22 protein-coding genes are annotated in these 24,192 nt (G+C 68.4%); 9 read left to right on the forward strand and 13 right to left on the reverse strand.

The window, feature by feature from the left end; all coding sequences use genetic code 11:
• Positions 1-198 precede the first annotated feature (198 nt).
• From AC5P7I_RS15035 to AC5P7I_RS15080, 10 genes are all read right to left on the reverse strand, one after another.
• Positions 199-645: an REP-associated tyrosine transposase gene (locus AC5P7I_RS15035; RefSeq protein ID WP_164165835.1), complete on the reverse strand. Its 447-nt coding sequence runs from the start codon at positions 643-645 to the stop codon at positions 199-201.
• Positions 646-778: 133 nt separating this feature from the next.
• Positions 779-1,537, reverse strand: coding sequence for a 2,3-dihydro-2,3-dihydroxybenzoate dehydrogenase (locus AC5P7I_RS15040; RefSeq protein WP_262088199.1), 759 nt, complete (start codon positions 1,535-1,537; stop codon positions 779-781).
• Positions 1,528-5,418, reverse strand: coding sequence for an enterobactin synthase subunit F (locus AC5P7I_RS15045; RefSeq protein WP_262088200.1), 3,891 nt, complete (start codon positions 5,416-5,418; stop codon positions 1,528-1,530). Before AC5P7I_RS15045 ends, AC5P7I_RS15040 begins: the two co-directional genes overlap by 10 nt.
• Entirely contained in the window at positions 5,415-5,672 is a 258-nt protein-coding gene (locus AC5P7I_RS15050) for a phosphopantetheine-binding protein (protein WP_075077147.1), read from the reverse strand. Before AC5P7I_RS15050 ends, AC5P7I_RS15045 begins: the two co-directional genes overlap by 4 nt.
• Positions 5,672-6,304: an isochorismatase family protein gene (locus AC5P7I_RS15055; protein ID WP_014647419.1), complete on the reverse strand. Its 633-nt coding sequence runs from the start codon at positions 6,302-6,304 to the stop codon at positions 5,672-5,674. Before AC5P7I_RS15055 ends, AC5P7I_RS15050 begins: the two co-directional genes overlap by 1 nt.
• Positions 6,304-7,956: a (2,3-dihydroxybenzoyl)adenylate synthase gene (locus AC5P7I_RS15060; RefSeq protein ID WP_014647420.1), complete on the reverse strand. Its 1,653-nt coding sequence runs from the start codon at positions 7,954-7,956 to the stop codon at positions 6,304-6,306. The genes AC5P7I_RS15055 and AC5P7I_RS15060 overlap by 1 nt, the downstream gene beginning before the upstream one ends.
• Complete coding sequence (locus AC5P7I_RS15065; RefSeq protein ID WP_014647421.1) at positions 7,953-9,146, reverse strand: isochorismate synthase; 1,194 nt, start codon at positions 9,144-9,146, stop codon at positions 7,953-7,955. The genes AC5P7I_RS15060 and AC5P7I_RS15065 overlap by 4 nt, the downstream gene beginning before the upstream one ends.
• A complete protein-coding gene (locus tag AC5P7I_RS15070) occupies positions 9,143-10,339 on the reverse strand; it encodes an MFS transporter (protein ID WP_262088201.1) in 1,197 nt (398 codons plus the stop codon). The genes AC5P7I_RS15065 and AC5P7I_RS15070 overlap by 4 nt, the downstream gene beginning before the upstream one ends.
• A 151-nt stretch (positions 10,340-10,490) precedes the next feature.
• Positions 10,491-10,802 carry a DUF3817 domain-containing protein gene (locus tag AC5P7I_RS15075; RefSeq protein WP_041863547.1) on the reverse strand — a complete coding sequence of 104 codons (312 nt, stop codon included), beginning with the start codon at positions 10,800-10,802 and terminating at the stop codon, positions 10,491-10,493.
• 130 nt (positions 10,803-10,932) lie between these two features.
• On the reverse strand, positions 10,933-11,868 hold the full coding sequence (locus AC5P7I_RS15080) for a TIGR03571 family LLM class oxidoreductase (RefSeq protein WP_262088202.1): 936 nt from the start codon (positions 11,866-11,868) through the stop codon (positions 10,933-10,935).
• 66 nt (positions 11,869-11,934) lie between these two features.
• Here AC5P7I_RS15080 and AC5P7I_RS15085 point away from each other — a divergent pair, with 66 nt between their 5' ends.
• From AC5P7I_RS15085 to AC5P7I_RS15105, 5 genes are all read left to right on the forward strand, one after another.
• Entirely contained in the window at positions 11,935-12,384 is a 450-nt protein-coding gene (locus tag AC5P7I_RS15085) for a GNAT family N-acetyltransferase (RefSeq protein ID WP_032962518.1), read from the forward strand.
• A gap of 97 nt (positions 12,385-12,481) precedes the next feature.
• The gene (locus AC5P7I_RS15090; RefSeq protein WP_164077174.1) at positions 12,482-14,002 is read left to right on the forward strand and encodes a thioredoxin family protein; all 1,521 of its coding nucleotides are present in this window, start codon (positions 12,482-12,484) and stop codon (positions 14,000-14,002) included.
• Between the two features lie 586 nt (positions 14,003-14,588).
• Positions 14,589-15,218 carry a superoxide dismutase gene (locus AC5P7I_RS15095; RefSeq protein ID WP_014647427.1) on the forward strand — a complete coding sequence of 210 codons (630 nt, stop codon included), beginning with the start codon at positions 14,589-14,591 and terminating at the stop codon, positions 15,216-15,218.
• Positions 15,215-15,793 (forward strand): flavin reductase family protein, encoded by a 579-nt coding sequence (locus tag AC5P7I_RS15100; RefSeq protein WP_262088203.1) that lies wholly within the window; start codon positions 15,215-15,217, stop codon positions 15,791-15,793. Before AC5P7I_RS15095 ends, AC5P7I_RS15100 begins: the two co-directional genes overlap by 4 nt.
• The gene (locus AC5P7I_RS15105) at positions 15,790-16,125 is read left to right on the forward strand and encodes a tetratricopeptide repeat protein (RefSeq protein ID WP_014647429.1); all 336 of its coding nucleotides are present in this window, start codon (positions 15,790-15,792) and stop codon (positions 16,123-16,125) included. Before AC5P7I_RS15100 ends, AC5P7I_RS15105 begins: the two co-directional genes overlap by 4 nt.
• Positions 16,126-16,130: 5 nt before the next feature.
• Here the strand turns inward: AC5P7I_RS15105 and AC5P7I_RS15110 are convergent, their stop codons facing one another.
• Together AC5P7I_RS15110 and AC5P7I_RS15115 are read right to left on the reverse strand one after the other, a co-directional pair.
• Positions 16,131-17,279, reverse strand: coding sequence for a fatty acid desaturase family protein (locus tag AC5P7I_RS15110; protein ID WP_014647430.1), 1,149 nt, complete (start codon positions 17,277-17,279; stop codon positions 16,131-16,133).
• An 11-nt stretch (positions 17,280-17,290) separates the two neighbouring features.
• Positions 17,291-18,361 carry a ferredoxin reductase gene (locus tag AC5P7I_RS15115; protein ID WP_053494485.1) on the reverse strand — a complete coding sequence of 357 codons (1,071 nt, stop codon included), beginning with the start codon at positions 18,359-18,361 and terminating at the stop codon, positions 17,291-17,293.
• Positions 18,362-18,453: 92 nt separating this feature from the next.
• On the opposite strand from AC5P7I_RS15115, the gene fabR reads away from it, so the two are divergent.
• The 3 genes from fabR to AC5P7I_RS15130 all read left to right on the forward strand — a co-directional run bounded on the left by fabR (position 18,454) and on the right by AC5P7I_RS15130 (position 22,076).
• Entirely contained in the window at positions 18,454-19,110 is a 657-nt protein-coding gene (gene fabR / locus AC5P7I_RS15120; RefSeq protein WP_014647432.1) for an HTH-type transcriptional repressor FabR, read from the forward strand.
• 268 nt (positions 19,111-19,378) lie between these two features.
• On the forward strand, positions 19,379-21,538 hold the full coding sequence (locus AC5P7I_RS15125; protein WP_495222166.1) for a TonB-dependent receptor plug domain-containing protein: 2,160 nt from the start codon (positions 19,379-19,381) through the stop codon (positions 21,536-21,538).
• Positions 21,528-22,076: a thioredoxin-like domain-containing protein gene (locus tag AC5P7I_RS15130; protein WP_241884017.1), complete on the forward strand. Its 549-nt coding sequence runs from the start codon at positions 21,528-21,530 to the stop codon at positions 22,074-22,076. Before AC5P7I_RS15125 ends, AC5P7I_RS15130 begins: the two co-directional genes overlap by 11 nt.
• A gap of 114 nt (positions 22,077-22,190) precedes the next feature.
• Here the strand turns inward: AC5P7I_RS15130 and mntR are convergent, their stop codons facing one another.
• Complete coding sequence (gene mntR, locus AC5P7I_RS15135) at positions 22,191-22,661, reverse strand: manganese-binding transcriptional regulator MntR (protein ID WP_014647435.1); 471 nt, start codon at positions 22,659-22,661, stop codon at positions 22,191-22,193.
• A gap of 117 nt (positions 22,662-22,778) precedes the next feature.
• On the opposite strand from mntR, the gene AC5P7I_RS15140 reads away from it, so the two are divergent.
• On the forward strand, positions 22,779-24,110 hold the full coding sequence (locus AC5P7I_RS15140; protein ID WP_262088205.1) for an Nramp family divalent metal transporter: 1,332 nt from the start codon (positions 22,779-22,781) through the stop codon (positions 24,108-24,110).
• The last annotated feature ends 82 nt before the right edge of the window (positions 24,111-24,192 follow it).

Here is a 24,192-nt window from a genome sequence, read left to right on the forward strand (position 1 = left end):
GGCCAGCGGCCGGCACTACCATCGCGGGTGCGCTGTGCGCCGGAACACGATCTGCGCTGCGCTTCGGTTCTGCCGTGGTACTGCCGGCCGCTGGCCGGCATCAAACCGGACCGACCACGGCCGAAGCGCACTCAAGCGGCGCCGAACAGCGAATGGCCGCGCTGAACATTGACTGGTAGTGCCGGCCGCTGGCCGGCATCACACCCAGACCGACCACGCATGCGGATACTCGCCAATCTGCCCAGCAAGACCGGCGCGTACCGGATTCCCCAGGATGTACAGCGCTTGCCGCGCCATCGACTCCTCGGCCCTCACGGCATGATCGAAGTAGCCGGGCTGCCACACCGTACTTCGACGGCCCGCCAAGCGATTCAGGGCAAGCGCGCTCGACGATTTCATCCGGCGTGCGATGTCTGGAAGGTGGGCTGCGCGCAGCTCGAACATCCAGTGGACGTGATCCGGCATGACGACCCATGCGTGTGACCGTACGAGCCCGCGCTGCTCGATGTAATCGAACTGGTCGATCACACATGCTGCTGCAGCTTCGCTTTCAAAGAGCCGGCGGCGCTGATGCGTGGTAGTTGTCAGAACGTAGACCTGGCCGATGATCGAGTGACGGCCCAGGCGGAGGCGATGGCTGCTCATGCCCCATGGCGGGTCGATCATTGGGCGTTGGCTGTCGGGCCATGCCTCGACGGGGGTTGGGAGATGTCTGAAGGTGAATGAGGTTGCCGGCCAGCGGCCGGCACTACCATTGCCGGCAGGCGGCCGTCGGGGTTCAACCGCGCAGGGTGGCGCCGCCGTCGACGTACAGGTCGCTCATGGCCACGTGCCCGGCCTGATCGGAGAGCAGGAACATCACCGAGTGCGCGATGTCCTCGGGGGTGGCCAGCTTGCGCAGTGGAATGCCGGCCTTGTAGGTCTCCAGGCTGCCGGCGATCACCCGCTCGGCACCGTGCTCGTCCTGCCACATGCCGGTCTGCATCGGGGTCAACGTCGATCCCGGGGCGACGATGTTGCAGCGGATTCCCAGCGGCGCCAGCTCCAGCCCGAGGCAGCGGGTGAACATGGTGGCGGCGGCCTTGGATGCCGCATAGGCGGCCATCCCGTGTCGCGGCACACCGGCCGCATTCGAGCTGACGGTAACCATCGCGCCCTGCCCGCGCGGCGACATCACCCGCGCCAGGGCACGCCCGACATGGAACACGCCGTCGGTGTTCACCGCGAACACCCGGCGCCAGTCGTCATCGCCGGTCTCGGTCACGCCGCCCACATGCAGCACACCGGCCACGCTGGCGGCCAGCATGATCGGCCCGATGCTGGACTCGACCCGATCCACCAAGGCGTCGACGGCCGCACTGTCGGTCACGTCAAGAGCAAGCGCCTGCACACGTGCATCCGCGAACATGGGTGCCTCGCGATCGGTCGCCACCACGGTGCAACCGGCCGCGGCCAACAGCCGTACCAGTGCCTCACCGATGCCCCCGGCGGCACCGGTCACCAGCGCCACACGACCTTCAAAACCGGTCAATTGCATGTTGCGGTCTCCTGTTGCTCGTCCCAGTGGCGCAACCGCGCCGACAACCACGGTGCCAGCTGCGCCACCGCATCGCGGCCGGTCAGTTCGGCGTGCAGGAACGGCAGTTCCAGTGCCTGCACCTTGCGCGCGTGGCTCCGCCACAACGCCGACTGCAGCTGTGGCCGCGCCTGGTGATCCCGGCCAGCGCGGACGTGCACCAGCGTGCCCTCGAACGGCCGGTGGATATGTTCACGGATCAGCCGATTGGTACCGGTCACCGCGCGCACCACGCCGTCAAGCACCACATCCGGCAGGCTGCCCAGTGCACTCCCGCCGCGACGCAGGAACGCGAGTATGCGTTCCCGGCTGTCCAGTTCCGGATGCGCATCCGGGTCGTGGCCGGCAATCGCCAGTAGTGCCCGCAGTGCGGCGATGGCGTCCGGTTCAGGCTCGGCCCGCCAGCACTCGCTGGGATAGGCGTCCAGCAACACCAGTTCGCCGACGTCGCGGCCGATCTCATGCAGCCGCACCGCCATCGCCTGGGCGAGGATGCCGCCCACCGACCAGCCCAGCAGATGCACCGGCCCCTTCGGCTGCAGTGCAACCACGCGCTGTACGTAGTCGTTGGCCATCGCCTCGATGCTGCTCGGCAGTGGCAGCCGCGCGTCCAGTGCCGGCGACTGCAGGCCATACACCGGGCGGGCTGGTTGCAGTGCCCGGGCCAGGGTGCGGTAGTTCCAGGCGATGCCACCGGCCGGGTGCAGCACGAACAGCGGCGTGGGCCCGGCAGCGTCGGTTGCGGCCAGCGCGATCACCGGCCCCAGCCCGTGATCGGCCAGCGCGGGTGGCGCGGCAATACGAACCGCCAGCGCGGCCACGGTGGGCTGGGCAAACAAGGCGCCCAAACCCAGATCGCAGCGCCAGCGCTGCTCGATCGCCAGCAGCAGGTGCACCGCCGACAGCGAGTCACCGCCGAGACTGAAGAAGTCCGCATCCACCGCCACCGGCGCCTCACGCCCAAGCGCCTGTGCGAACAGCAACGCCAGCTCCTGTTCCAACGGCGTGCGCGGCACCAAGCCGGCAACTTCACGTTGCGGTGGCTTCGGCAACGCGTTGCGGTCGAGCTTGCCGTTGGCGGTCACCGGCCAGTGGTCCACACCAACGATGGCCGAGGGCACCATGTAGTCAGGCACACGCGTGGCGAGGTGGCTGCGCAGCATTACGGCATCGGCAAGCGCGGTCGGCACATAGGCCACCAGACGCGCTTCGCCGGGAGCATCCTGGCGTAGCAGCACTTCCACCCGCTCCATGCCCGGCAGTTCGCGCAAAGCCGCCTCGATCTCGCCCAGTTCGATGCGCAGGCCGCGCAGTTTCACCTGATGGTCGCTGCGGCCCAGGTACTCCACCGCACCATCGCGGCGCCAGCGCGCCACGTCGCCGGTGCGGTAGATGCGCTCGCCCGCCAGGAAAGGATCGGCAAGGAAGCGTTCGGCGGTCAGATCGTCGCGACCGAGGTAGCCGCGTGCCAGCTGCACGCCGCCCAGGTACAGGTCACCGGCCACACCGACCGGCACCGCCTGCATCCGGGCGTCCAGCACGTACAGGCGGGTGTTCCAGACCGGGAAGCCGATCGGCACCGGCCGCGAGCGATCCTGCGCTGACGCCGGCCAATAGCTGACGTCCACTGCGGCCTCGGTCGGGCCATACAGGTTGTGCAGTTCTGCGTGCACGCGCGCATGGAAGCGGTCGCGCAACGCAGCGTCCAGCGCCTCGCCACTGGTGAATACGCGGCGCAGCTGCAAACCTTCGGAGGCCGGCGCAGCGAGGAAGGCGTCGAGCATCGACGGCACGAAATGCGCGGTGGTGATGCCATGGCCCCGGATCAAGCGCGCCAGTTCAGTGGGATCGCGATGCGCATCGGGCCTGGCAACCACCAGCGTTGCCCCGCACAGCAGCGGCAGGAAGAATTCCCAGACCGAGACATCGAAGGTGGCCGGGGTCTTCTGCAGCACGCGGTCATCGGCGCCGATGCCGTAGTGCTCGCGCATCCACAGCAGGCGATTGACGATCGCGCGGTGTTCGACGACCACGCCCTTGGGCTCGCCGGTCGAACCGGAGGTATAGATCACATAGGCGGCATCGCTGGGCGCAGGATCCGCCCATGGCGCCGCAAAACTCAGCGCGGTCCACTGCTCCGGTGCGAGCACCGGCACACCGGCCATGCGCACCGATACGTCTGGCGCAGCCAGTACGCACACCGGCTGCGCCGACGCAAGAATACGTGCCAACCGCTCGTCAGGATGGGCAAGGTCCAGCGGAAGATAGGCCGCGCCTGCGCGCAGCACCGCGACCAGCGCGAGCACCAGTTCCAGCGAGCGCGGCAATGCCACCGCGACTACGCTGCCCGGGCCGACGCCCATCCCGCGCAGTTGTGCGGCAAGCGCGAAACTGCGCGCTTCCAGCGTTGCATAGTCGAGCGTAGTGCCGCCGAACACCAGCGCCGGCGCGTGCGGATCCCGATCCATGCCCTGCTGCAGCAGTTCAACCAGGGTAGTCTCGGGAAGCGCGTGCGCGGTGGCATTGAAACCGTGCAGCACCTGCTGCGCCTCCTCAAGCGTCGCCAAAGGCACGGCTGCAATATCGTCAGCCTGCAATGCTGCCGACACGAAATGCAGCAACCGCGCTGCATGCGCATCGACATCCTCGCGACTGTACAGCGCGGGATTGGCCTCGATCTCCAGATCGAGAAGGTGCTGGCCATCGCCACGGAAGCCCAGTGTCAGATCATCCACCGGCCCGGTGCACAGCACCTCCAGCGTCGCCTGCACGCCGGCCAGCGCCAGCGGCTTGTAGAACGGCTGCACATTCACCAGCGGACCGTGCAGGCGCTGCTGCGCGCCGACCAGCCCCAAGTCGCGGCGCAGCTGCTCACTGCGGTAACGGCCGTGCTTGCGACCCTGGCTGAGCTGCCGGCCGAGGCCGCGGGTGAAGGCCTCGACGCTGCCCTCGCCGGCCGCTACGCGCAGCGGCAACACGTTCATCACCATCGCCGGCACCCGCGCCGACGCGTTGCCGAGCCGGCCCATGTAGGGCACGCCCAGCACCACTTCATCGGCAGCGCTCATCCGCCGCAGGTACTCGGCCGCCAGCGCGGCCAGCACATCCGGCCAGGGCTGCAGCCAACGTGCCGAGGCCTGCAGCAGCTGCTCGCGGAAGGCCGCATCGAGCGGCTGCACCCAGCGCAGCGCATCGTCGCTGGCCGCCACGGTACCCGCCAGGCCCACGCCCGCCGGCGCCCCCTGCAACTGCTCGCGCCACCAGCGCCCGGCCTGCGCACGACGCGGGTCGGCACGATAGGCGGCGTCATCCGCCAGCACGCCCGCCAGCCCTGGCAGCGGTTCAGCCATGCGACCGGCATGCAACGCGCACACGCGATCGGTGAACAGCGCCATGCCGTAGCCATCGGCGGCCAGATGATGCACGCGCAGGTACCAGACCCAGCGCTGCCCGCCCAGGTCAAACAACACCTGCTGACTGATCCGGTCACGGGTGGGATCGACCGGGCTCAGACGGTCGGTGTGCATCAGGTTGCGTGCCGCAGCGGCGGGATCCGCCGCGGTGGAAACATCGCGCACCGAAAGCAGCGGCACGTGTGCCGGGTCATGCCACTGCAGCGGCTGGCCATCGGCCCCTTCGGCAAAGCGCAATGCGAAGGCCTGGGCCTCGCCTGCAGCCTGGTCTGCCGCTGCAATGAACGCGGCCACGTCCAACGGGCCGTCGATCCACACCGCGTGCGCGGTATTGAATGACGGATTGTCCGGTGCCAGCCGCTGTGCGAACCACAGTCCGGCCTGGGCCTCGGTCAATGCCACCGGTGTGGCCAGCGCAGCGGCGTTCATGCGTTCTGCGCGGCCTGCAGTTGCTGCACCACAGCCCACCACTGGCGCAGCGTGGTGTGCTCGGCCAACTGCGAGAACTCCAGCGGCAGGCCGGTGTTGCCCCAGGCCAGGACCAGGCCGAGCATGCGCATCGAGTCCAGGTCCAGGTCGATCAGGTTGTCGTCGTCACCGATCTCGGCCGGGGCACATTCCAGCACGCGCGCCACGTCGGCACGCATCCGCTCCAGATCCAGCACCTCACCCGTGGCGGCCATCACAGCACCTCCAGCAACTGGTCGGTGGTCATCGGTACGCCACAGGTGCGGGCAATCCAGTGCAGGGCCTGATCGTGGTCAGCACGCGAGAAATCCGCTACCGCATCGGCCGCGATGAACGCCTCGATGTCGCGCTGGAAGGCTTCGACCACGGTGGCCGTGCAGCCTATATGCGCATACACGCCAGTGACCAGCAGCTGGTCGCGTCCACGCACCCGCATCAGCGTCTCCAGGTTGCTGCGCTGGAACGCGCTGTAGCGGTGCTTCACCAGCACGTGCTCGCCAGGCTGCGGTGCCAGTGCCTCGATGATTGGTTCATGGTCGGCGCTGCGACGCATGCCTGGTCCCCACAGGTCGGCCTGCAGGCCACGGTCACGGCGGTCCTGGTCGCCATGCTGGGCGGTGTAGAACACCGGAATGCCGTGCGCGCGGCAATGCGCCAGCAGCCGTGCGATGTTGTCCACTGCCGGCCGCAGCGGTGCGTTGCCGGCGTCGAATGCGGCCAGGAAATAGCGCTGCATGTCGTGCACCAGCAGGGCGGCACGATCGCGCTGCGGGCGCCACGGGCCGCGCGCCTGCGGCAGCTCGGCGGCAGTCGGCAAGGGGTAATCGGTGATACGGGGCAGCGCCATCAGCGCGTTCCTCCTGTCTGTTGCAGATGACGCGCACGCAGCTGCGCGCGCAGTTCGCGGCGGCTGATCTTGCCGACCGCGGTGGTATCGAAACTGTCGACGAACACGACCTGGTCGGGCACCTTGAACGCGGCCAGGCCGCGCCCGCGCATCCAGGCCTTCAGTGCCGGGGCCTTGATCGGCTCACCCTGCTGGATCACGAACGCGCAGCTGCGCTCACCGAGATACTCGTCAGGAATGGAGACCACGGCGGCGTCGAATACGCCGGGGTGGGCCAGAAGGTGATCTTCGATCTCCTCGGCGGAGATTTTCTCGCCCGCCCGGTTGATGTGGTCACCGGCACGGCCCTGCACCACCAGGTAGCCTCCGGGCAGCTGCTGCACGCGGTCGCCGGTGCGGTAGAAGCCGTCGTCGGTGAACGAACGCGCATTGGCCACCGCATCGTTGTGGTAGCCACGGATGGTGTAAGGGCCGCGGGTCAGCAGATGCCCTACCTCGCCTTCCGGCACCGGCTGGTCATGGTCATCGACCACGCGCACCTCGTCGTCCGGGCTGATCGGCCGGCCCTGGCAGGCTACGATCAGTTCTTCCGGATCATCCAGCCGTGTGTAGTTCACCAGGCCTTCGGCCATGCCGAACACCTGCTGCAGCGTGCAGCCAAGACCGTCAATCACCCGCCGTGCGGCTTCCGGCACCAGTTTGGCCCCGCCTACCTGCAGTACCTGCAGGCTGGACAGGTCGTGCTTGCTGGTGGCGGCGGCCTGTGCCCACAACAGCGCCAGCGGCGGCACCAGCCCACAGCAGGTCACTTGCTCGCGCGCGATCAGCGGGAAGGCCGCGTCCGGCCCCGGACCGGGGCTGAGCACCACGCGGGCACCGGCATACAGCGCGCCGAAGAAACCGGGCGAGCTCATGGGAAAGTTGTGCGCGGCCGGCAGCGCGACCAGATACACGCTGTCGCGGTCGATGCCGCAGAGGTCATTGCTGGCACGGAACGAGTAGATGTAGTCGTCGTGGGTGCGTGGAATCAGCTTGGACAGCCCGGTGCTGCCGCCGGAGATCTGCAGGAACGCCACCGACTGCGGGTCCGGGTCGGCCGGCAGCTGGTTGCGGTCTCCCTGCAGCGCCTCGAGCGCGGTGAACTCTGCTGCATCGCCATCGATGACCACGTGGCGCAGCGCCGGCACCTCGGCCTGCAGCGCCCGCGCCAGCCCGCGATGATCAAAGCCATCGTGCAGGTCGGCAGTGATGTAGGCACTGGCTTCGGCCTTGTTGGCGAAGTGCACCAGCTCGGTGATGCGGTGCGCCGGCAGCGCGTACACCGGCACCAGGCCGGCGCGGAACAGCCCGCATACGGTGGCGATGAACCCGGCGGTGTTGCCCAGCTGTACCAGCACCCGCTCACCGGGTTGCAGGCCGAGTGCCAGCAGTCCGGCACCGATGCGACCGGCCTCGTGCCACAGCTGCGCGTAGCTCAGGCGCACATCGCCAGCGACCACGGCGATGTCATCAGCGTAGCGTTCCGCACGCTCACGCAGGAACGCCGGGAAGGTCTCGCCGCGCCAGTAGCCCGCCTCGCGATAGCGCGCCACCAGCGCATCGGGCCATGCCTGCTGCAGTGGCAGGCGGGAAGAAACAGTGGGCGTGTTCATGCAGCAGGCTCGATGACGGGCGCGGCGTCGTGGACGCCCAACGCGTTCAACAGGGCGGCAAACTTCGCCGCGGTTTCGGCGACCTCGGCCTCGGGCTGCGACTGGGCAACGATGCCGGCGCCGGCGTACAGGCGCAGCTGCGTGCCCTGCAGGCGTGCGCAGCGGATCGCCACATACCAGTCACCATCCCCTTGCGCATCCAGCCAGCCGACCGCACCGGCGTAGAAGCCACGCGGCACCGGCTCAAGCTCGCGGATACGCTGCAGTGCCGCCAGCCGGGGTGTACCGCAGACCGCCGGCGTTGGATGCAACTGCGCCAGCAGCTCGGCCGCCGATGTCTGCGGATCCTTCAGGGTGGCGTGGATGCGGGTGCCGAGATGCCACATGCTGGCGGTGGCATGCAGCACCGGGCGCGGCTGCGCATCGATGTGGCTGCAGTACGGCGCCAGGCCCTCGATGATGGCCTCGACCACGTGGCGGTGCTCGTCATGGTCCTTGTTCGAAGCCAGCAGCGCCTGCGCGGCGCGCTCGTCCTCGGCGGCATCGGCACTGCGGCGCGCGGACCCGGCCAGCGGGTGCGACAACAGCTCGGCGCCACGCTTGCGCAGCAGCAGCTCCGGTGTTGCGCCGACCAGCCAGGCCGGTGCGTGCCCCGGTTCAACCGGAAGCGGCACCGCATAGGTCGCCACCGAGGGATCCGCGCCCAACCGCGCCAGCAGCACCTCTGGAGACAGCGCATGGCGGCTGTGCGCCAGCAGGCTGCGCGCCAGCACCACCTTGTGCAGGTCCTGGTCGGGCGCGCGCAGCGCCTTCACTGCCTCGGCAACCGCGGCTGCATAGTCCTGCGCTGCGGGCTCCGCCTGCAGCGGGCCCTGCAGCGCCGGCGCCGCCCGTGGTTGCAACGGCAGGGCCGGCAGCAGGCGCTCGGGCTGGTACAACGCGTCGTCGGCACGCGGTTCGAATGGCACCGCACCGACCAGCAGGCCCGGACCGCCACGCTGCTGGGCGAAGAAGGCCGCAACGCGCTCCGCCAGGGTTGCCAGCGCGCCACCCGGCAGCGCGAGGCGGCAACCGCGTGCGTGCACATGCTGGCCGGCATGCTGCAGCAGGAACAACGACGCGTCGTCAGTGCTCTCGAGCGGCGCGGGCGCAGCCTCCGGCCACGCGCCCTGCATCAGGGAATCGTTCATGGGGTCTCCTTCATCCGATGCGCTGCAGCCAGCGCGCACAGCAACAGCAGCAGCGCGCCGACCAGCAGATATGGCAGGCTGGGCCCGCCGCGATACAACAGCGTGCCGAGCATCGGCCCGGCCACCATGCCCAGCCCCTGCGCGGCAGCGACCGTGCCCGCCGCGGCACCCTGCTCGTGCGCTTCCACCGCGTCGGCGGCCAGCGCCTGGAACGAGGGGAATACGAAGCCCATGCCGAACGCGGCCAGCGCGTATGCCGCCGGCAACTGCCAGCCCTGCTGCACGCCCGCCACCGAAGCAAAGCCAATGCCGGAAATCAGCGCGCCGAGGATGATCCAGCGGCGCGGATGCACCTCCAGCTTCATCACCAGCGCCTGCGCCAGGATCAGGCCGATGCCGACCGCGGTCAGCGCGATGCCGGCCATGCGTGCACCAGCGGCAGCATCCAGGCCCAGGCGATCAATCGCGAAAAAGCCCACCGTCACCTGCGCGATGGTCACCGAGACCATGGCGATGAGCGCCGCCAGCTGCGGCAGGCGCAGGCGCGGGTCGAGGCGGCTCATCGGCGCGCGGCGCTGTGCGGACGCGCCAACCACCGGCGGTGTAGCCGGCAGCCGCCAGGCCAGCAATGCCAGTGCCAGCAGCGGCAGCAACGCGGCCACGTACAGCGCCAGCGAAAGGTTGGTATAGGCAAGCCAGCCGGCAGCGGCCGGCCCGAGCACCATGCCCAGCGCATTGGCGCTGCCCAGGCGGGCGAGGAATTTCGCACGTTGGCCGGTCGGTGCCTTGTCGGCGATGATCGCGGCTGCGGTGGGCGGCACCGCCGCGTAGAACAGGCCGATCAGGCCTCGCGCACCGACCAGCACCAGCACCGATACCAGTACCGGCGGCACCGCCTGCAGGGCAACGTCGATGAACACTGCCAGCGCGGTGTAGACCACGGTGTAGGCGCTCATCGCCAGCATCAGCACGCGCTTGCGGCCGATGCGGTCGCTGAGCTGGCCCCATGGGCGCGCGGCCAGCATCCACAACGCGCCCGCGGCGGTGACCGACAGTCCGGCATGCCACTCGGACAGCCCGAGCATGCGGACCACCGGACCGATCACGGCGACGAAGGACATCATCGCCATGGTGCCGATCAGGGCGGCCACTACCAGCGCCGGCAAGCCGGGAACGACGGGACGTGCGTGCATGGAACACCAGCCGTAACAGGAAGGGATCGCCGGGCGCACCTGCGCCCCGCCCGGCGCCGGCCCTGCTCAGGACCGGACGCCATCCTCAAATGATAACGGCTCGTATTTGCATTTGATACCCATTCTCTTGAACGGGCACGCAACAGCGACTTCAGCGCACCGCGCGCAGGCCCAACAGGCCACGGCGCTTGAACCACCATTCCAATGGCAGCGTCACCAGCGGCGGGATGGCTGCCAGTAGCGCCAGCGCACTGGCCCACCACGGCCAGCGCAGGCGCAGCGCCGCGAACAGCGTCACCGCCACATAGAGCAGGAACGCCACGCCGTGCAGGGGTCCGAACAGCTTCACCAGCGCCACGTTGGCCATGGGGCCGTACTTCATCCACATGCCGATGAGCAGGCCGGCCCAGGTCACGGCCTCGATGAAAGCGACCGCGGCGAACAGGCGTCCGCTCGGGTGCATGGGGGAACGTTGGGTCACACGGGGCTCCGGCAGCGGGGTATCAAATGCGAATGATACGCAGATGCGGACTTCCAGCACACCGGCGAGCGCAGCGTTGGCAACGATGAAGCGCGTCCACCCAGGTGGACACCTACCGGGGCATATTCGGCAGAACCTGCTCCCCGATCTCACGCAACACCGCGTCCATCGGCCGCCCGTTGTCGACCAGATTGAACATCACGTGCGCCACGCCCTGCCCATGCACGCGCAGCAGATAGTCACGCAGGCCATCGCGGCCGACCTTCAGGCCCAGCGGCAGCGGCTCGGCTGGCGCCTGCGGATCTGCCTGCAGATCCAGCAGCATCGACTGCACGAACGGCTTGCCTGGGCCACCACGCTGCACCAGCGCCTGCCGCCACAGGCCGATGCGCCCCTCCTGCGCGGCCTCCTCACGATGATAGGTGGCCCAGCCTTCGGCCTCGCGCGCGATCCACTGCAGGCTCTGCCGCGCGGTACCCACCACCAGCATCGGGATGCGGGTTGCCGGCGCCGACAGCACGTCGAAGCCACCCGTGGCCTGCAGTACGGCGGTCCGCGCATCGGCCTCCGGTGACAACGCCGCGCGCAGCAACGTCCAGCGCTCACGGAAGGTCGTCGCCCTGCCCTCCAGATCCTCGCCGAAGGCGGCGAATTCTTCCGGGCGGTCACCCGAACCCAGGCCCAGCACGAACCGCCCTGCACTGATCCGGTCCAGGCTCAGGGCCGACTTCGCCACCTGCAACGGCTGGCGCAACGGCAACACGATGGCGGCGGTACCGACCACGATGCGCGTGGTCGCGGCGGCCAGCATGCCCAGCCACAGGAAGGGGTCGTCCAGCGCGCTCGCCGTCGCGTCCGGACCCTGCGGCACCATCAGCGGTACATCGCGCGCCCACAACGCGGCGAAACCAAGATCGTCGGCCAGCCGCGCAATGCGCCGCGCCGCGCCCGGATCGGCCAGCCCATGCGCCGCAACGGGCGTCATCAGGCCCAGGCTCAGTCCCTGTTGCGGAAACAACGAAGCGTAGGCGGGATTGAATTCACTCATGGGACCAGCTTAGCGTGCAGGCAACCGGCGACGATGACACGCCACACACCACAGGAAGATCGCTGCATGCCGAGGATCCGCCCCGCCCACATCGATGACCTGCCCGCGATGAGCGCGGTATGCCTGGCCGCATTCACTGCGGCCGTCGCGCCCTCGCTCAGCGCGGCCGGCATTGCTACGTTCGGCAGTGTCGCCGCCGCCGATGCGTTCGCTGCACGCCTGCAGGGTGACAACCACATCCTGGTGGCCGAGCAGGATGGCCGCATCCTCGGCGTGGTAGAGCTGAAGGAAGGCCGCCACCTGGCGATGCTGTTCGTCGATCCCGCCTGCCAGGGCCAGGGCATCGGCCATGCCCTGTTCGAAGCCGTGCTGCCGCACCTGCGCACACCGGTGCTGACCGTGCGCGCCTCGCTCAACGCAGTGCCTACCTACCTGCGCTATGGCTTCGTGCTGGACGGTGATGTCGGCGAGTTCAACGGGCTGGTGTACCAGCAGATGGTGCGGGCAGCCGCCTGACGGCAGCGGGTGTCATGCCCCGCTGCACGGCCGATATAAGCAAACTGAATCAGCACACTCCCCGGCCATTCCTACAATGGACTGTCCCCCCTTCGAGATGCCGCCGATGCGCGTCGCGCTTTCCGTGTTGCTGCTGGCTTCGGCGCTGAGCGCCTGCACCCCGGCCCCGGTGTCCACCGCCAGCTCCGCCGAGGCGCCCGCGCCGGCGTCCGCCATCGCCTGGCGCCAGGGCGATGTGGACGATGCCTTCGCCGAGGCCGCCGACAGCGGAAAGCCGGTGCTGCTGTACTGGGGCGCGGTCTGGTGCCCGCCGTGCAACCAGCTCAAAGCCGGCCTGTTCAAGGACCCGGCGTTCATCGCGTTGACCGGCAAGTTCGTGCCGGTCTACCTGGATGGCGACGAGGAAGGGGCACAGGCCTGGGGCGAACGCTTCGGGGTGCGCGGCTATCCGACCCTGATCGTGCTGGACCCACAACGCAATGAGCTCACCCGCGTGGCCGGCGGCAACGACGCGGCCGAACTGACCCGTGCGCTGACCGTCGCGGCCGGGCGCCGCAGCGCCATCGCCGCCACCCTGGCGACGGCACTGGCCACGCCGGACAGGCTGGCCGCCGAAGACTGGCAGGTGCTGGGCGACTACGGCTGGGAAGTCGACGCCAACCGCCTGGCCGGCGAGCGCAGGAGCCAGGATGTGCTGCGCCAGCTGTCCAAGGCCGCACCCGACGCGGCGCTGCAACGCCGCTTCGCCCTGCTGGCCCTGGCCACCGCCGACACGCCCGCCAGCTCGCCCACCGAGGTGCGTGAGCTGCTGCAGGCAGTGCTGGCGCAACCTGCCGAAGTCCGTCGTAACCGCGAACTGCTGGGCTACGCGGGCGCGACGCTGGTCAAGCAGGCCAGTGCGGGGCCGGCCACCAGCAACACGCTGGGACAGCAGCTGCTGGTCGCACTGGAGCGCGCAGATGCCGAGCGCGGCAACCGTGCCGACGACGCGCTGTCGCGTGCGCTGACCGAAGTGTCGCTGGCCCGTCAGCAGCAGCCCAACGGCGCACTGCCCGCGGCCCTGGTTGAGCGGGTCAAGCAGCGCGTGGCCGCTGCCGATGCCGCCGCCACCGATGCGCATGCACGCCAGGCCACGATCAGCAGCGCGGTCTACGCACTGCGCCAGGTCGGCGACGACGCGGGCGCCGAGGCGCTGTTGCTGGCCGAGCTGAAGCGCAGCGAGCAGCCGTACTACTACATGCCCGAGCTGGCCGAACTGGCCGAGCAGCGCGGCGACACCGCCGGCGCACTGGAGTGGCTGAAGCGCGCCTACGATGGCGCGCAGGGCCCGGCCACCCGCGTACAGTGGGGCGTGCTGTACGTGGAGGGCCTGTTGAAGCTGGCGCCGGACGATGCACCACGCATCGAGCAGGCCACCGCCTCGCTGATCGCCGAACTGGAAGCGCAGCCGTCGGGCTACCACCAGCGTACCCGCCAGCGTTTCGAGCGCCTGGCCGGGCAGTTGAAGACGTGGAGCGGCAAGCACCAGGGCGCCGAAACACTGGCGCGGCTGCAGCAGCGGATGCAGCAGGCGTGCGGGGAACAGGTTGATGGTGCGTGCAAGGATTGGTTGAGTTGAGTTGATGAAGGCGCTGGCGGCTGGTTCGCCTGCCGGCGCTTTTGTTGATATCGGCTGTGACGGGGGAAGGGGCTGGCCGGGACACGCCGTAAACCCATCCTTGGGGGCTCGATGGCGCCATCCATGGCGCCAACGGTCCCGGCCAGCCCCTTCCCCCGCCACCCGACGGCTTCCTGCGAGCGCGGGCAGCGCAACAGCGCGCCGGTGAGGTTCGAAAAGCGGGTTCTGGTAGTGCCGGCCGCTGGCCGGCAACCCGACCTTCGCTGATTGCCCGGCCAGCGGCCGGCACTACCATGCCGCTCCTGCTCCTGCCTCTGACTCCGTCTCCGCGCCAGCGCAGGGAGCTGTCCTGCAGGGGCTGATGGGTCAGCGCAGGACCGTTGGCGCCACGGATGGCGCCATCGAGCCCCCATGGATGGGTTCACGGCGTGTCCTGCGCTGACCCATCAGCCCCTGCCTGCCAGGAAGAATCAAGGCGACGAACGCGCACGCATTTCAATCCCGCCCCTTGACCTCAACCAATGTTGAGGTGCGATAACAATCTCCCCACGGCCAGCCACTGGCCTTCCCCACGGAGATTGCTTCGATGTCGTACTCGCTTCCCCCGCTCCCCTACGCCTACGACGCCCTTGAGCCGCACTTCGATGCGCGCACGATGGAGATCCATCACAGCAAGCACCACCAGGCCTACGTCAACAACCTCAATGCCGCCATCGAGCAGGCCGGCATCGCCGAGCTGCCGGTCGAGGCGCTGATCGCCAACCTCGGTGCCGTGCCCGAGGCGCAGCGTGGCGCGGTCCGCAACAACGGCGGTGGCCACGCCAATCACAGCCTGTTCTGGACCGTGCTCAGCGCCGACGGTGGTGCACCCGATGAGGAACTGGCCACCGCCATCGACCGTGACCTGGGCAGCTTCGATGCCTTCAAGGACGCCTTCAGCAAGGCCGCGCAGACCCGTTTCGGCAGCGGCTGGGCCTGGCTGACCAGTGATCGCGACGGCCGCCTGCAGGTCGAAAGCAGCGCCAACCAGGACAGCCCGCTGATGGGTGCAACCGTGGGCCTGTCAGGCAATACCCCGATCCTCGCGCTGGACGTCTGGGAACACGCCTACTACCTGCACTACCAGAACCGTCGCCCGGACTACATCGGTGCGTTCTTCAACATCATCAACTGGGCCGAGGTCGGCCGGCGCTACCGCCAGGCCCGGGCCTCATGAGCGGCGAGACAGTGCGGTACGCCGGGCCGTGGGCGGGGGTCTTCCCCGCACCGGCGCCGGTGCCGTCGGTCGAGATGCCGCCGCGTGCCCTGCGGCGGCTGCTCGGCCATTTCCCGACCGGCGTGGCCATCGTCTGCGCGCGCGATGCACAGGGCAAGCCGGTCGGCCTGACCATCAACTCGTTCGTACCGGTCTCGCTGCAGCCACCGCTGGTGCTGTGGAACCTGGCGTTGCACGCGCAGAGCCTGTCCACCTTCCAGCGCGCCACCCGCTTTGCAATCAGCGTGCTGGCGGCCGACCAGGAAGCGCTGGCCCGGCGCTTCGCCGATCCGCAGGTCCGCAATCGCTTCGACGGCCTGGCATTGCTGGATGACGACGAGGACGCCGCACCCCGCATCGCCGGTGCGGTCGCCCATCTCACCTGTACCCGCCACGCACAGTGGCCGGTGGGCGATCACCTGCTGCTGGCCGGCCGCATCATCGACGTGCACGAGAACGGCGGCGCGCCGCTGCTGTTCCATCGCGGCCGCTTCCAGCCCGGCCCGGCCGAACTGCTGGTGGAGGTGCGCGGATGAACATCGAAGCTCTGGAATGCATGCTCGCCGCCGGCAAGGATGGCGCGCTGCTGCGCTTCGGCCTGGGCAAGGGCTGGCTGGATGCCGGCAACCCGGTGCGCGCGGCCACCCATCTGGGCCGTTGCGTGGTGCTTGATCCGCAGTACTCGGCGGCGTGGAAGCTGCTGGGCAAGGCCTGGCTGGCCAGTGGCCAGCCGCAGGCGGCGCGCGAAGCCTGGCAGCGCGGATTGAGCGTGGCCGGCAGCAAGGGCGACCAGCAGGCACGCAAGGAAATGCAGGTGTTCCTGCGCCGCCTGGACCGCGAGCAGGCGGAGCCGGCGAAAGCGGGCTGAGTTGATCAGCCCGCGTTGGCCGATGCCGGTGCGGACATGATGTCCGACATCGGCAGGCGGCGCGGCTTGCTCGGGAACGCGTGGCGCAGGATGCGCCAGACCACCTGGCCGAACTGGCGCGGCAGCGAGCCGTTGTTGTAGTGCTGGCCGTAGCGACGGCAGATGTCCTTCACTTCCTTGGCAATGGCCGCATAGCGGTTGGCCGGCAGGTCCGGATAGAAGTGATGCTCGATCTGGTGGCTGAGGTTGCCCGACAGCACGTTGATCAGGAAGCCGCCGCTGATGTTGGATGAACCGCGCAGCTGGCGCAGGTACCAGTGGCCGCGCGATTCATTGCGCAGGCATTCCTTCGGGAAGGTTTCCGATTCGGCGGTGAAGTGGCCGCAGAAGATGATCACGTAGGTCCAGATGTTGCGCAGTCCGTTGGCCACCATGTTGCCCAGCATCACGGTGAGGAAGAACGGGCCGGCCAGCAGCGGGAAGAACACGTAGTCCTTCAGCACCTGGCGGGCCATTTTCCGCGCCACCGGGCGGGTCTGCAGCCACATCGCACGGCCGCTGATACGGCCCTTCAGCCAGCGGCCCAGGCGCAGGTCCTGCGCGGCCACGCCCCACTGGAACAGCAGCGCGAAGATCGGCGCGATGATCGGCTGCAGCAGGTAGAACGGCTTCCAGCGCTGCTCCGGGAAGATGCGCAGCAGGCCATAACCGATGTCATCGTCCATGCCACGCACGTTGGTATAGGTGTGGTGGCGGAAATTGTGGGTCTTGCGCCAGTTGTCGGCAGTGGCAACGATGTCCCACTCATAGGTATTGCCGTTGAGCTTGGGGTCGCCGGTCCAGTCGAACTGGCCGTGCATGACGTTGTGGCCCAGCTCCATGTTCTCCAGGATCTTCGACAGCGCCAGCAGCAGCGTGCCGGTGATCGCGGCCGGCCACAGCAGCGGCATCCAGAACAGCGGCGAGAACGCCGCCAGGAACAGCAGGCCACGGCCCCCCACGCCAAACCAGCGCACGGCGGCGGCCACGCGGCGGATGTAGCGGGTATCGGAGGCGCCGAGGCTGCCGATCACACGGTCGCGGATCGCGTCGAGTTCCTCACCGAAGGCATGCATCTCGGCAGTACTCAGGGCACGGTCGGTAGCGCGGGTCATGGCAGGCGTCCTCAGAGATCCAGGGTCAGGTCGGTGGTCGGTGCGCTCACGCAGATCCGTACCGGCTGCGCCGATTCGGACTGCAGGTCGCCGGTGCGCAGGTGGCGGGTGGCGCCACTGACGCGGTCACAGCTGCAGGTGTTGCAGATGCCCATGCGGCAGCCATGCCTGGGCTTGATGCCATGGGCTTCCAGGCTTTCCAGCAACGAGCTGCCACGCGGCACGCTCAGCTGGCGGCCACTGCGCGCCAGCGTCAGCACGACCTCCCCTTCACTGCTGGCGTCACGCAGCGGTGCGGGAGGAGTGAACGCTTCCGCCTGGAAACCGGCGACCTGGTGCGCCAGGCGTTCGCGGGCGGCGGCAACGAAGCCGTCCGGGCCGCAGGCCAGCACATGGCGCTGCGCCAACGGGGTGTCATCGCCCGCCACCTGCAGGTCGTGGGCATCTATACGTGCGGCGGGCACATCCCCTTCGCGGGTGGTCAGCAGGTGCACACGCAGGTTCGGCTGGCTGGCGGCCAACGCCTGCAGCTCATCACGGAACTGCAGGTGGGCGGCGCTGCGTTCCCAGTAGAACAGGTCCACCGGCGCTGCCAGCGGGCGCTGGCAGGCGTCGCGCAACAGGCTGCGCATCGGCGTGATGCCACTGCCGGCAGCCAGCAGCAACACCGGCGCCGCAGCCGGCATGTGGAACTCGCCGAAGGCGGCATCGAGGCGGAACAGTTCGCCCGGCTGCGCGCGGTTGACCAGGTGCTGGCTGACGAGGCCGCCGTCGATCGCCTTGACGGTGATCGCCAGCTCGCGCCGACCCAGTGCGGTGGGGCTGTAGCTGCGCTGCCACAGGCGCCCTTCAATCTCCACGCCCAGGGTGACGTGCTGGCCGGCGCGCATGCCGGCCCAGTGCCGGTTGGTGCGCAGGACCAGGGTCGCCGCGCCCTCGCCGGCCGGCTCTCGCCGGACCAGGCGGGCCACCGGCTCGCGCAGGGTCCACAGGGGATTGAGCTGGCCTGCCCAGAAATCGAACAGCGACGGCGAGACCCAGCGGTACGGAGAGAACAGGGACGGACGGACGACAGCGCTCATGGGCGAACTATACGGGCGCACATACACCTGTGTATACATGTGTATATTGAACCGGATTGGGTATGATTCAGCCTCGCCCCACCGGAACCCCCATGGCCGCCGCCACCGCCTTGTCGACGCCTGAAGATGCCAACAGCCCGGCCCGCCGTACGGTGAGCCGCGAGGACCTGCTGGCCGCCGCCCTGAAACTGATCGGGCCGCACCGCAGCCTGTCCACGCTCAGCCTGCGCGAAGTGGCACGTGAGGCCGGCATCGCGCCGAACAGCTTCTACCGGCAGTTCCGCGACATGGACGAACTGGCCGTGGCGCTGATCGACGCCGCCGGCCGCTCGCTGCGGACCATCATCGGCGAGGCCCGCCAGCGCGCCACCTCCACCGCCACCAGCGTGGTGCGGGTTTCGGTGGAGACCTTCATGGAACAGCTGCGCGCCGACGACAAGCTGCTGCACGTACTGCTGCGCGAAGGCGCGGTGGGTTCGGACGACTTCAAGCACGCGGTCGAACGTGAGCTGCACTATTTCGAGGAAGAGCTGCAGCACGACCTGGTGCGTCTGGCCGCGCTGGACGGCGCCGTGCTGCATGCCCCGGAACTGGTGGCCAAGGCCATCACCCGGCTGGTGTTCGCGATGGGTGCCACCGCCATGGACCTGCCGCCGGAGAAGGACCCGGAGCTGATCGAAGAGATCTCCACGATGATCCGCATGATCATCGTCGGCGCCCGCACGCCCGCCGCGTTCCGCCGCGGCTGACGATCGCCCCCGGGGTCGGATCCCTTTCCAAGGGAAAGGGCTCTGACCCCAACCACACAGCAACACCAACCTCGGTGCATGACCACAGGCAGGGTTGCGGCCGCCAAATGTAATGTTATAACACGGCCATGATCTGGCTCGGTCGGCGTTCCGCTCGGAATGACTGCGGCGTCATTATATAGCACTTGCTATATTGATAAGCCACTGCTTTCATATGCGTCAGCCAGGTCGCCCTCGCCGCCTTTCTTTCCCCAAGGACGACGCCCTCATGCCCGTTGCCACGCCCCTCTTCCATCGGCTGCCCCTGGCCGCCGCCATTGCCCTGACCCTGCCGCTGCCCGCACTGGCCGCCACTCCGAAACCGACCGAACTGGACCGTGTGCAGGTCAAGGTGAGCACCGCCACGCGCAGCGAACGCCTGCTGTCGGACGTGCCGATCCGCACCGAAGTGCTGCGCAAGGAAGACATCGCGCTGCGCGCGGCCACCGACTTCTCGCGCGCCGCCGAGCTGATCAACGGCCTGCGCGTGGAGAGCAACTGCCAGAACTGCAACACCAGCGAAGTGCAGCTGCTGGGCCTGCCCGGTGCCTACAACCAGCTGCTGTTCGATGGCATCCCGCTGCTGTCCACGCTGGGCAGCGTGTACGGCCTGGAACAGATCCCGGCCGGATTCGTCGACCGCATCGAAGTGGTCAAGGGCGGTGGCTCGGCGCTGTACGGCCCGGGTGCGGTTGCCGGTGTGATCAACCTGATTCCGCCGCTGCCGGCGCGCAGTGGTGGCCATGTGCAGGCCGGCGTGGATGTCCTGGAAGGTACGCCGCAGAAGAACGCCGACGTGCGGCTGGACCTGGTGGCCAAGGAAGTAGACGCCGGCCTGTCCGTGATTGCCCAGCGCAACTGGAACAACGGCATCGACTACAACGGTGACGGCTACACCGAGATCACCCGCAAGAACCTCAAGGTCGGCGGGCTGCAGGCCTGGTACGCGCCCACGCCGGGCACGCGGCTGCGCCTGGACCTGCAGGTGACCGATGAAACCCGCCGCGGCGGCAACCGCCTGGACCAGCCCGAATACCTGGCCAACATCGCCGAATCGCTGGATACGAAATACCGGCGCGGCAGTGTGTCGTGGGACCAGGAGATCACTGCCGACGTCGATTTCCGCCTGGCCTACGCCTTCGCCGACATCGACCGCGACAGCTTCTACGGCGGTCTCGGCGACGTAGTCACCGATCCGTCCGCACCCGGCTATGACCCGTCGCAGCTGGACCGCAACGTGGCCGGCAGCGCGGCCTCGCGTTCGTGGCGCCAGTACGGCCGCACCCACAACCCGCTGCACTACATCGACAGCCAGTTGAACTGGCGGCTGGGCGCGCATGCGCTGGCCTTCGGTGTGCAGTACAAGCACGAGGCGCTGCGCGACGACAACCGCACCGGTGACGGGCAGCGTCTTGCGGTGCTGGAGGATGCGACCTTCCACAACCTGGGCGCGTTCATCCAGGACGAATGGAGCCTGCGCGACAACGTCGACCTGGTGCTGGGTGCACGCGTGGACAAGAGCTCGGAACTGGACAACGCGGTGTTCTCGCCGCGCATCGCGCTGGCCTGGCAGGCTACACCGAACCTGAAATGGCGGGCGGGCATCGCCACCGGCTTCCGTGCTCCGGAGATCTTCGTTGAGGATGTGCACGTCGATACGCTCGGTGGCGAACAGGTACGCGTGCGCAATACCGATGGCCTGAAGGAAGAGCGCGCGTTGACCACCCTGTTCGGCTTCGACTGGCGCTCGGACCCGGCCAATCCGGTGTGGAGCTGGGATGCTACCGCCTCCTATGCACGCATCCGCGATACCTTCGCGCTGGGCGAGATCCAGCGCGGCGATGACGGCCAGCTGAGCCAGCTGCGTTACAACGCCTCCGGCTCGGACGTGCTGGGTGCGGAAACCAACCTCGGCTGGCAGCCGTCGCTGCAGTGGCGCCTGACCGCCGGTGCCTCGTGGTACCGCTCGCGCTACCGCGAGCCGCAGCGCGTCTTCGACGACAGCGGCGACGGTGGCGACACCGTGATCGAAAGCCGCGACTACCTGAAGACTCCGCGCTGGACCGGCCTGGCCCAGCTCAGCTGGATGCCGGCCGAACCGTGGGAAACCTTCGTCGCGCTGCGCCATACCGGGCCGATGTCGGTGCTGAACAACCGGTTGGGCGAACTGCACCGCACGCGTTCGTTCCTGGTCACCGATCTCGGGGCGCGCTGGCACCGCCATCTGGGCGCACAGGCGCAGCAGGAAGTGTCGGTGGCCGCAGGCGTCAAGAACGTGTTCGATCAGCGCCAGAAGGATCTGGAAGTGGGCGCGCTGCGTGACGGCGACTATGTCTACGGGCCGCGCTTCGCGCGCTCGTGGTACGTCAACCTGCGCTATGCGTTCTGAAGCACTGCGAGCGCTGTTGCTGGCCTGTGCCGCGCTGCCGGCCGCACCGACGATGGCTGCGGACCTGCACGCGCAGGTCTCGGCCTCGTTGATGCGGCCGGAGCAGCGCTCGCTGCGGCCGATGCAGTGGTCGCCGCCGCCGAAGCTGGTCGCGCTGTACTTCGGTGCCGACTGGTGCGCACCGTGCCATGCGTTCGTCCCCACGCTGCGCAGCGTGCGCGACGCATTGCGCGAGGCCGGCGCCGATACCGAAGTGGTGTACGTCAGCCTGGATGAGAGCGAGAGCGCGCTGCGCCGCTACATGCACGCGCAGGACATGCCGTGGCCGGTGCTGGACCCGCGCCGCGCCGCGCGCATGCCGGCGCTGCAGGCATTGGCCGGGCTGGCACCGCCGAACCTGGTACTGATCGATGCCGACGGCACGGTGCTGGCCAACGGCTGGCAAGGCCGGCGCTATGAAGGCCTGCAGCCGGTGTTGAAGGAATGGATGAAACGGGCGTGTGCGCAGCAGCAGGCGCGCTGCCCGCCCGATCTGTAGAGTCGAGCCACGCTCGACGCATTCGATCACCGTGCGAATGGCAGCCGAGCATGGCCCGGCTCCACAAAAACCGGGATCGCGCGAACGGCCGGAGGCCATGGCCCGGCGCTACCGTTACGGCGCCTCGCCCTCGGCCTTGCGCACGAACGCTTCGAACAAGGCCAGCGTCTGCTCGCTCACATGGTGCTCGATGCCCTCGGCATCGCGCCGCGCGGTATCTGCGTCCACGCCCAGCGCCAGCAGGAAACGCTCCACGGTCTGGTGGCGCTGGCGGCTGGCGTGGGCCAGCGCCTCGCCTTCCGGGGTCAGGAACACGCCACGGTACGGCCGCTGTACCACCCAGCCATCACGGGCCAGGCGCCGCAGCATCTTCGCCACGGTGGGCTGGGCCACGCCCAGACGGGTGGCGATGTCGACCTGGCGGGCCTCGCCGCCGTCGGCCAGCAGGTCCGAAATCAGCTCGACATAGTCCTCCACCAGCTCCATCCGGTGCGCCTCGCGCACTTGCCGGAAGCTCTCGACCTGGCGCTCGGCCTCGATCAAGGGGGTGCTTTTCAGCGATGTCGAATCGTCGGTCTTGCCCACGCCTGCGCCTGCCCTTCCGGTGCAATCCGGTCTTGAACCTGAATTCTGGACCAGTCACACGATAAAGACGATTGTTTCACATTGCTAATGACTATAGCAGGAGCTATATTCGGACCCATGAACACCCTGGCGCCCCGCGACCCATCGGCCTCCACTCCGGCCAGCCTGGGTGCGCTCAACGCCTCGGTCGCGGTGCCCGACAAGGGCCATTGGTGGTTCCGCCTGCTGGCCTTCCTCGGCCCGGGCTACATGATCTCGGTCGGCTACATGGACCCTGGCAACTGGGCCACTGACCTCGCCGGCGGTTCGCGCTTCGGCTACCTGCTGCTGTCGGTCATCCTCATCTCCAACCTGATGGCGGTGATCCTGCAGGCGCTGTCGGCACGGCTCGGCATCGCCACCGGCATGGACCTGGCGCAGGCCTGCCGCGCGCGTTACCCCAAGCCGGTGAACCTGGCGTTGTGGGCGCTGTGCGAGGCGGCGATCATCGCCTGCGACCTGGCCGAGGTGATCGGCACCGCCATCGCACTGAAACTGCTGTTCGATCTGCCACTGCTGTGGGGTGCGGTGATCACCGCGCTGGACACGCTGCTGGTGCTGCTGCTGATGAACCGCGGCTTCCGTGCGCTGGAAGCGTTCGTGATCGCGCTGCTGATGGTGATCTTCGGGTGCTTCGTGGTCCAGATCGCGATGGCGGCGCCGCCGGTGATGGCGGTGCTGGGCGGCTTCATTCCGCGCGCGCAGGTGGTGACCGATCCGAACGCGCTGTACATCGCGATCGGCATCATTGGTGCCACCGTGATGCCGCACAACCTGTACCTGCATTCGTCCATCGTGCAGACCCGCGCCTACCCGCGTACCGATGAAGGCCGCCGCAGCGCGCTGCGCTGGGCGGTGACCGACAGCACCCTCGCGCTGACCCTGGCGCTGTTCATCAACGCCAGCATCCTGATCCTGGCGGCGGCGGTGTTCCATGCCAATGGCCGATTTGATGTGGAAGACATCGAGCAGGCGCACCAGCTGCTGGCACCGATGCTGGGTGTGGGCGCGGCGGCGACGTTGTTCGCGGTGGCCCTGCTGGCCTCGGGCCTGAATTCGACGGTGACCGCCACGCTGGCCGGCCAGATCGTGATGGAAGGCTTCCTGCACCTGCGAATGCCGCCGTGGCTGCGTCGGCTGATCACGCGTGCGCTGGCCATCATCCCGGTGGTGGTGGTGATCCTGCTGTTCGGCGACCAGGGCGCGGTGAAGCTGCTGGTGCTGAGCCAGGTGGTGCTGTCGATGCAGTTGCCGTTCGCGATCATCCCGCTGGTACGGATCGTGACCGACAAGGTGACGATGGGCGCGCTGGTCGCACCGCGCTGGCTGGGCGCGATCGCCTGGGTGATCGCGCTGGTCATCGTGGTGTTGAACGTGAAGCTGCTGGTGGATACCCTCAACGGCCCATAGCGCGAAGTACCAGGGACGCCTGTGTAGAGTCGAGCCATGCTCGACTCATCGCACACCGCACGAACAGCAGCCGAGCATGGCT

The organism is Stenotrophomonas sp. YJH_SMC_138, from assembly GCF_059369855.1.

Coding starts and splice junctions, on each gene's coding strand:
- AC5P7I_RS15035 (WP_164165835.1), bottom strand. CDS start 645: ATGAGCAGCCATCGCCTCCGCCTGGGCCGTCACTCGATCATCGGCCAG.
- AC5P7I_RS15040 (WP_262088199.1), bottom strand. CDS start 1,537: ATGCAATTGACCGGTTTTGAAGGTCGTGTGGCGCTGGTGACCGGTGCC.
- AC5P7I_RS15045 (WP_262088200.1), bottom strand. CDS start 5,418: ATGAACGCCGCTGCGCTGGCCACACCGGTGGCATTGACCGAGGCCCAG.
- AC5P7I_RS15050 (WP_075077147.1), bottom strand. CDS start 5,672: ATGGCCGCCACGGGTGAGGTGCTGGATCTGGAGCGGATGCGTGCCGAC.
- AC5P7I_RS15055 (WP_014647419.1), bottom strand. CDS start 6,304: ATGGCGCTGCCCCGTATCACCGATTACCCCTTGCCGACTGCCGCCGAG.
- AC5P7I_RS15060 (WP_014647420.1), bottom strand. CDS start 7,956: ATGAACACGCCCACTGTTTCTTCCCGCCTGCCACTGCAGCAGGCATGG.
- AC5P7I_RS15065 (WP_014647421.1), bottom strand. CDS start 9,146: ATGAACGATTCCCTGATGCAGGGCGCGTGGCCGGAGGCTGCGCCCGCG.
- AC5P7I_RS15070 (WP_262088201.1), bottom strand. CDS start 10,339: ATGCACGCACGTCCCGTCGTTCCCGGCTTGCCGGCGCTGGTAGTGGCC.
- AC5P7I_RS15075 (WP_041863547.1), bottom strand. CDS start 10,802: ATGCACCCGAGCGGACGCCTGTTCGCCGCGGTCGCTTTCATCGAGGCC.
- AC5P7I_RS15080 (WP_262088202.1), bottom strand. CDS start 11,868: ATGAGTGAATTCAATCCCGCCTACGCTTCGTTGTTTCCGCAACAGGGA.
- AC5P7I_RS15085 (WP_032962518.1), top strand. CDS start 11,935: ATGCCGAGGATCCGCCCCGCCCACATCGATGACCTGCCCGCGATGAGC.
- AC5P7I_RS15090 (WP_164077174.1), top strand. CDS start 12,482: ATGCCGCCGATGCGCGTCGCGCTTTCCGTGTTGCTGCTGGCTTCGGCG.
- AC5P7I_RS15095 (WP_014647427.1), top strand. CDS start 14,589: ATGTCGTACTCGCTTCCCCCGCTCCCCTACGCCTACGACGCCCTTGAG.
- AC5P7I_RS15100 (WP_262088203.1), top strand. CDS start 15,215: ATGAGCGGCGAGACAGTGCGGTACGCCGGGCCGTGGGCGGGGGTCTTC.
- AC5P7I_RS15105 (WP_014647429.1), top strand. CDS start 15,790: ATGAACATCGAAGCTCTGGAATGCATGCTCGCCGCCGGCAAGGATGGC.
- AC5P7I_RS15110 (WP_014647430.1), bottom strand. CDS start 17,279: ATGACCCGCGCTACCGACCGTGCCCTGAGTACTGCCGAGATGCATGCC.
- AC5P7I_RS15115 (WP_053494485.1), bottom strand. CDS start 18,361: ATGAGCGCTGTCGTCCGTCCGTCCCTGTTCTCTCCGTACCGCTGGGTC.
- fabR (WP_014647432.1), top strand. CDS start 18,454: ATGGCCGCCGCCACCGCCTTGTCGACGCCTGAAGATGCCAACAGCCCG.
- AC5P7I_RS15125 (WP_495222166.1), top strand. CDS start 19,379: ATGCCCGTTGCCACGCCCCTCTTCCATCGGCTGCCCCTGGCCGCCGCC.
- AC5P7I_RS15130 (WP_241884017.1), top strand. CDS start 21,528: ATGCGTTCTGAAGCACTGCGAGCGCTGTTGCTGGCCTGTGCCGCGCTG.
- AC5P7I_RS15140 (WP_262088205.1), top strand. CDS start 22,779: ATGAACACCCTGGCGCCCCGCGACCCATCGGCCTCCACTCCGGCCAGC.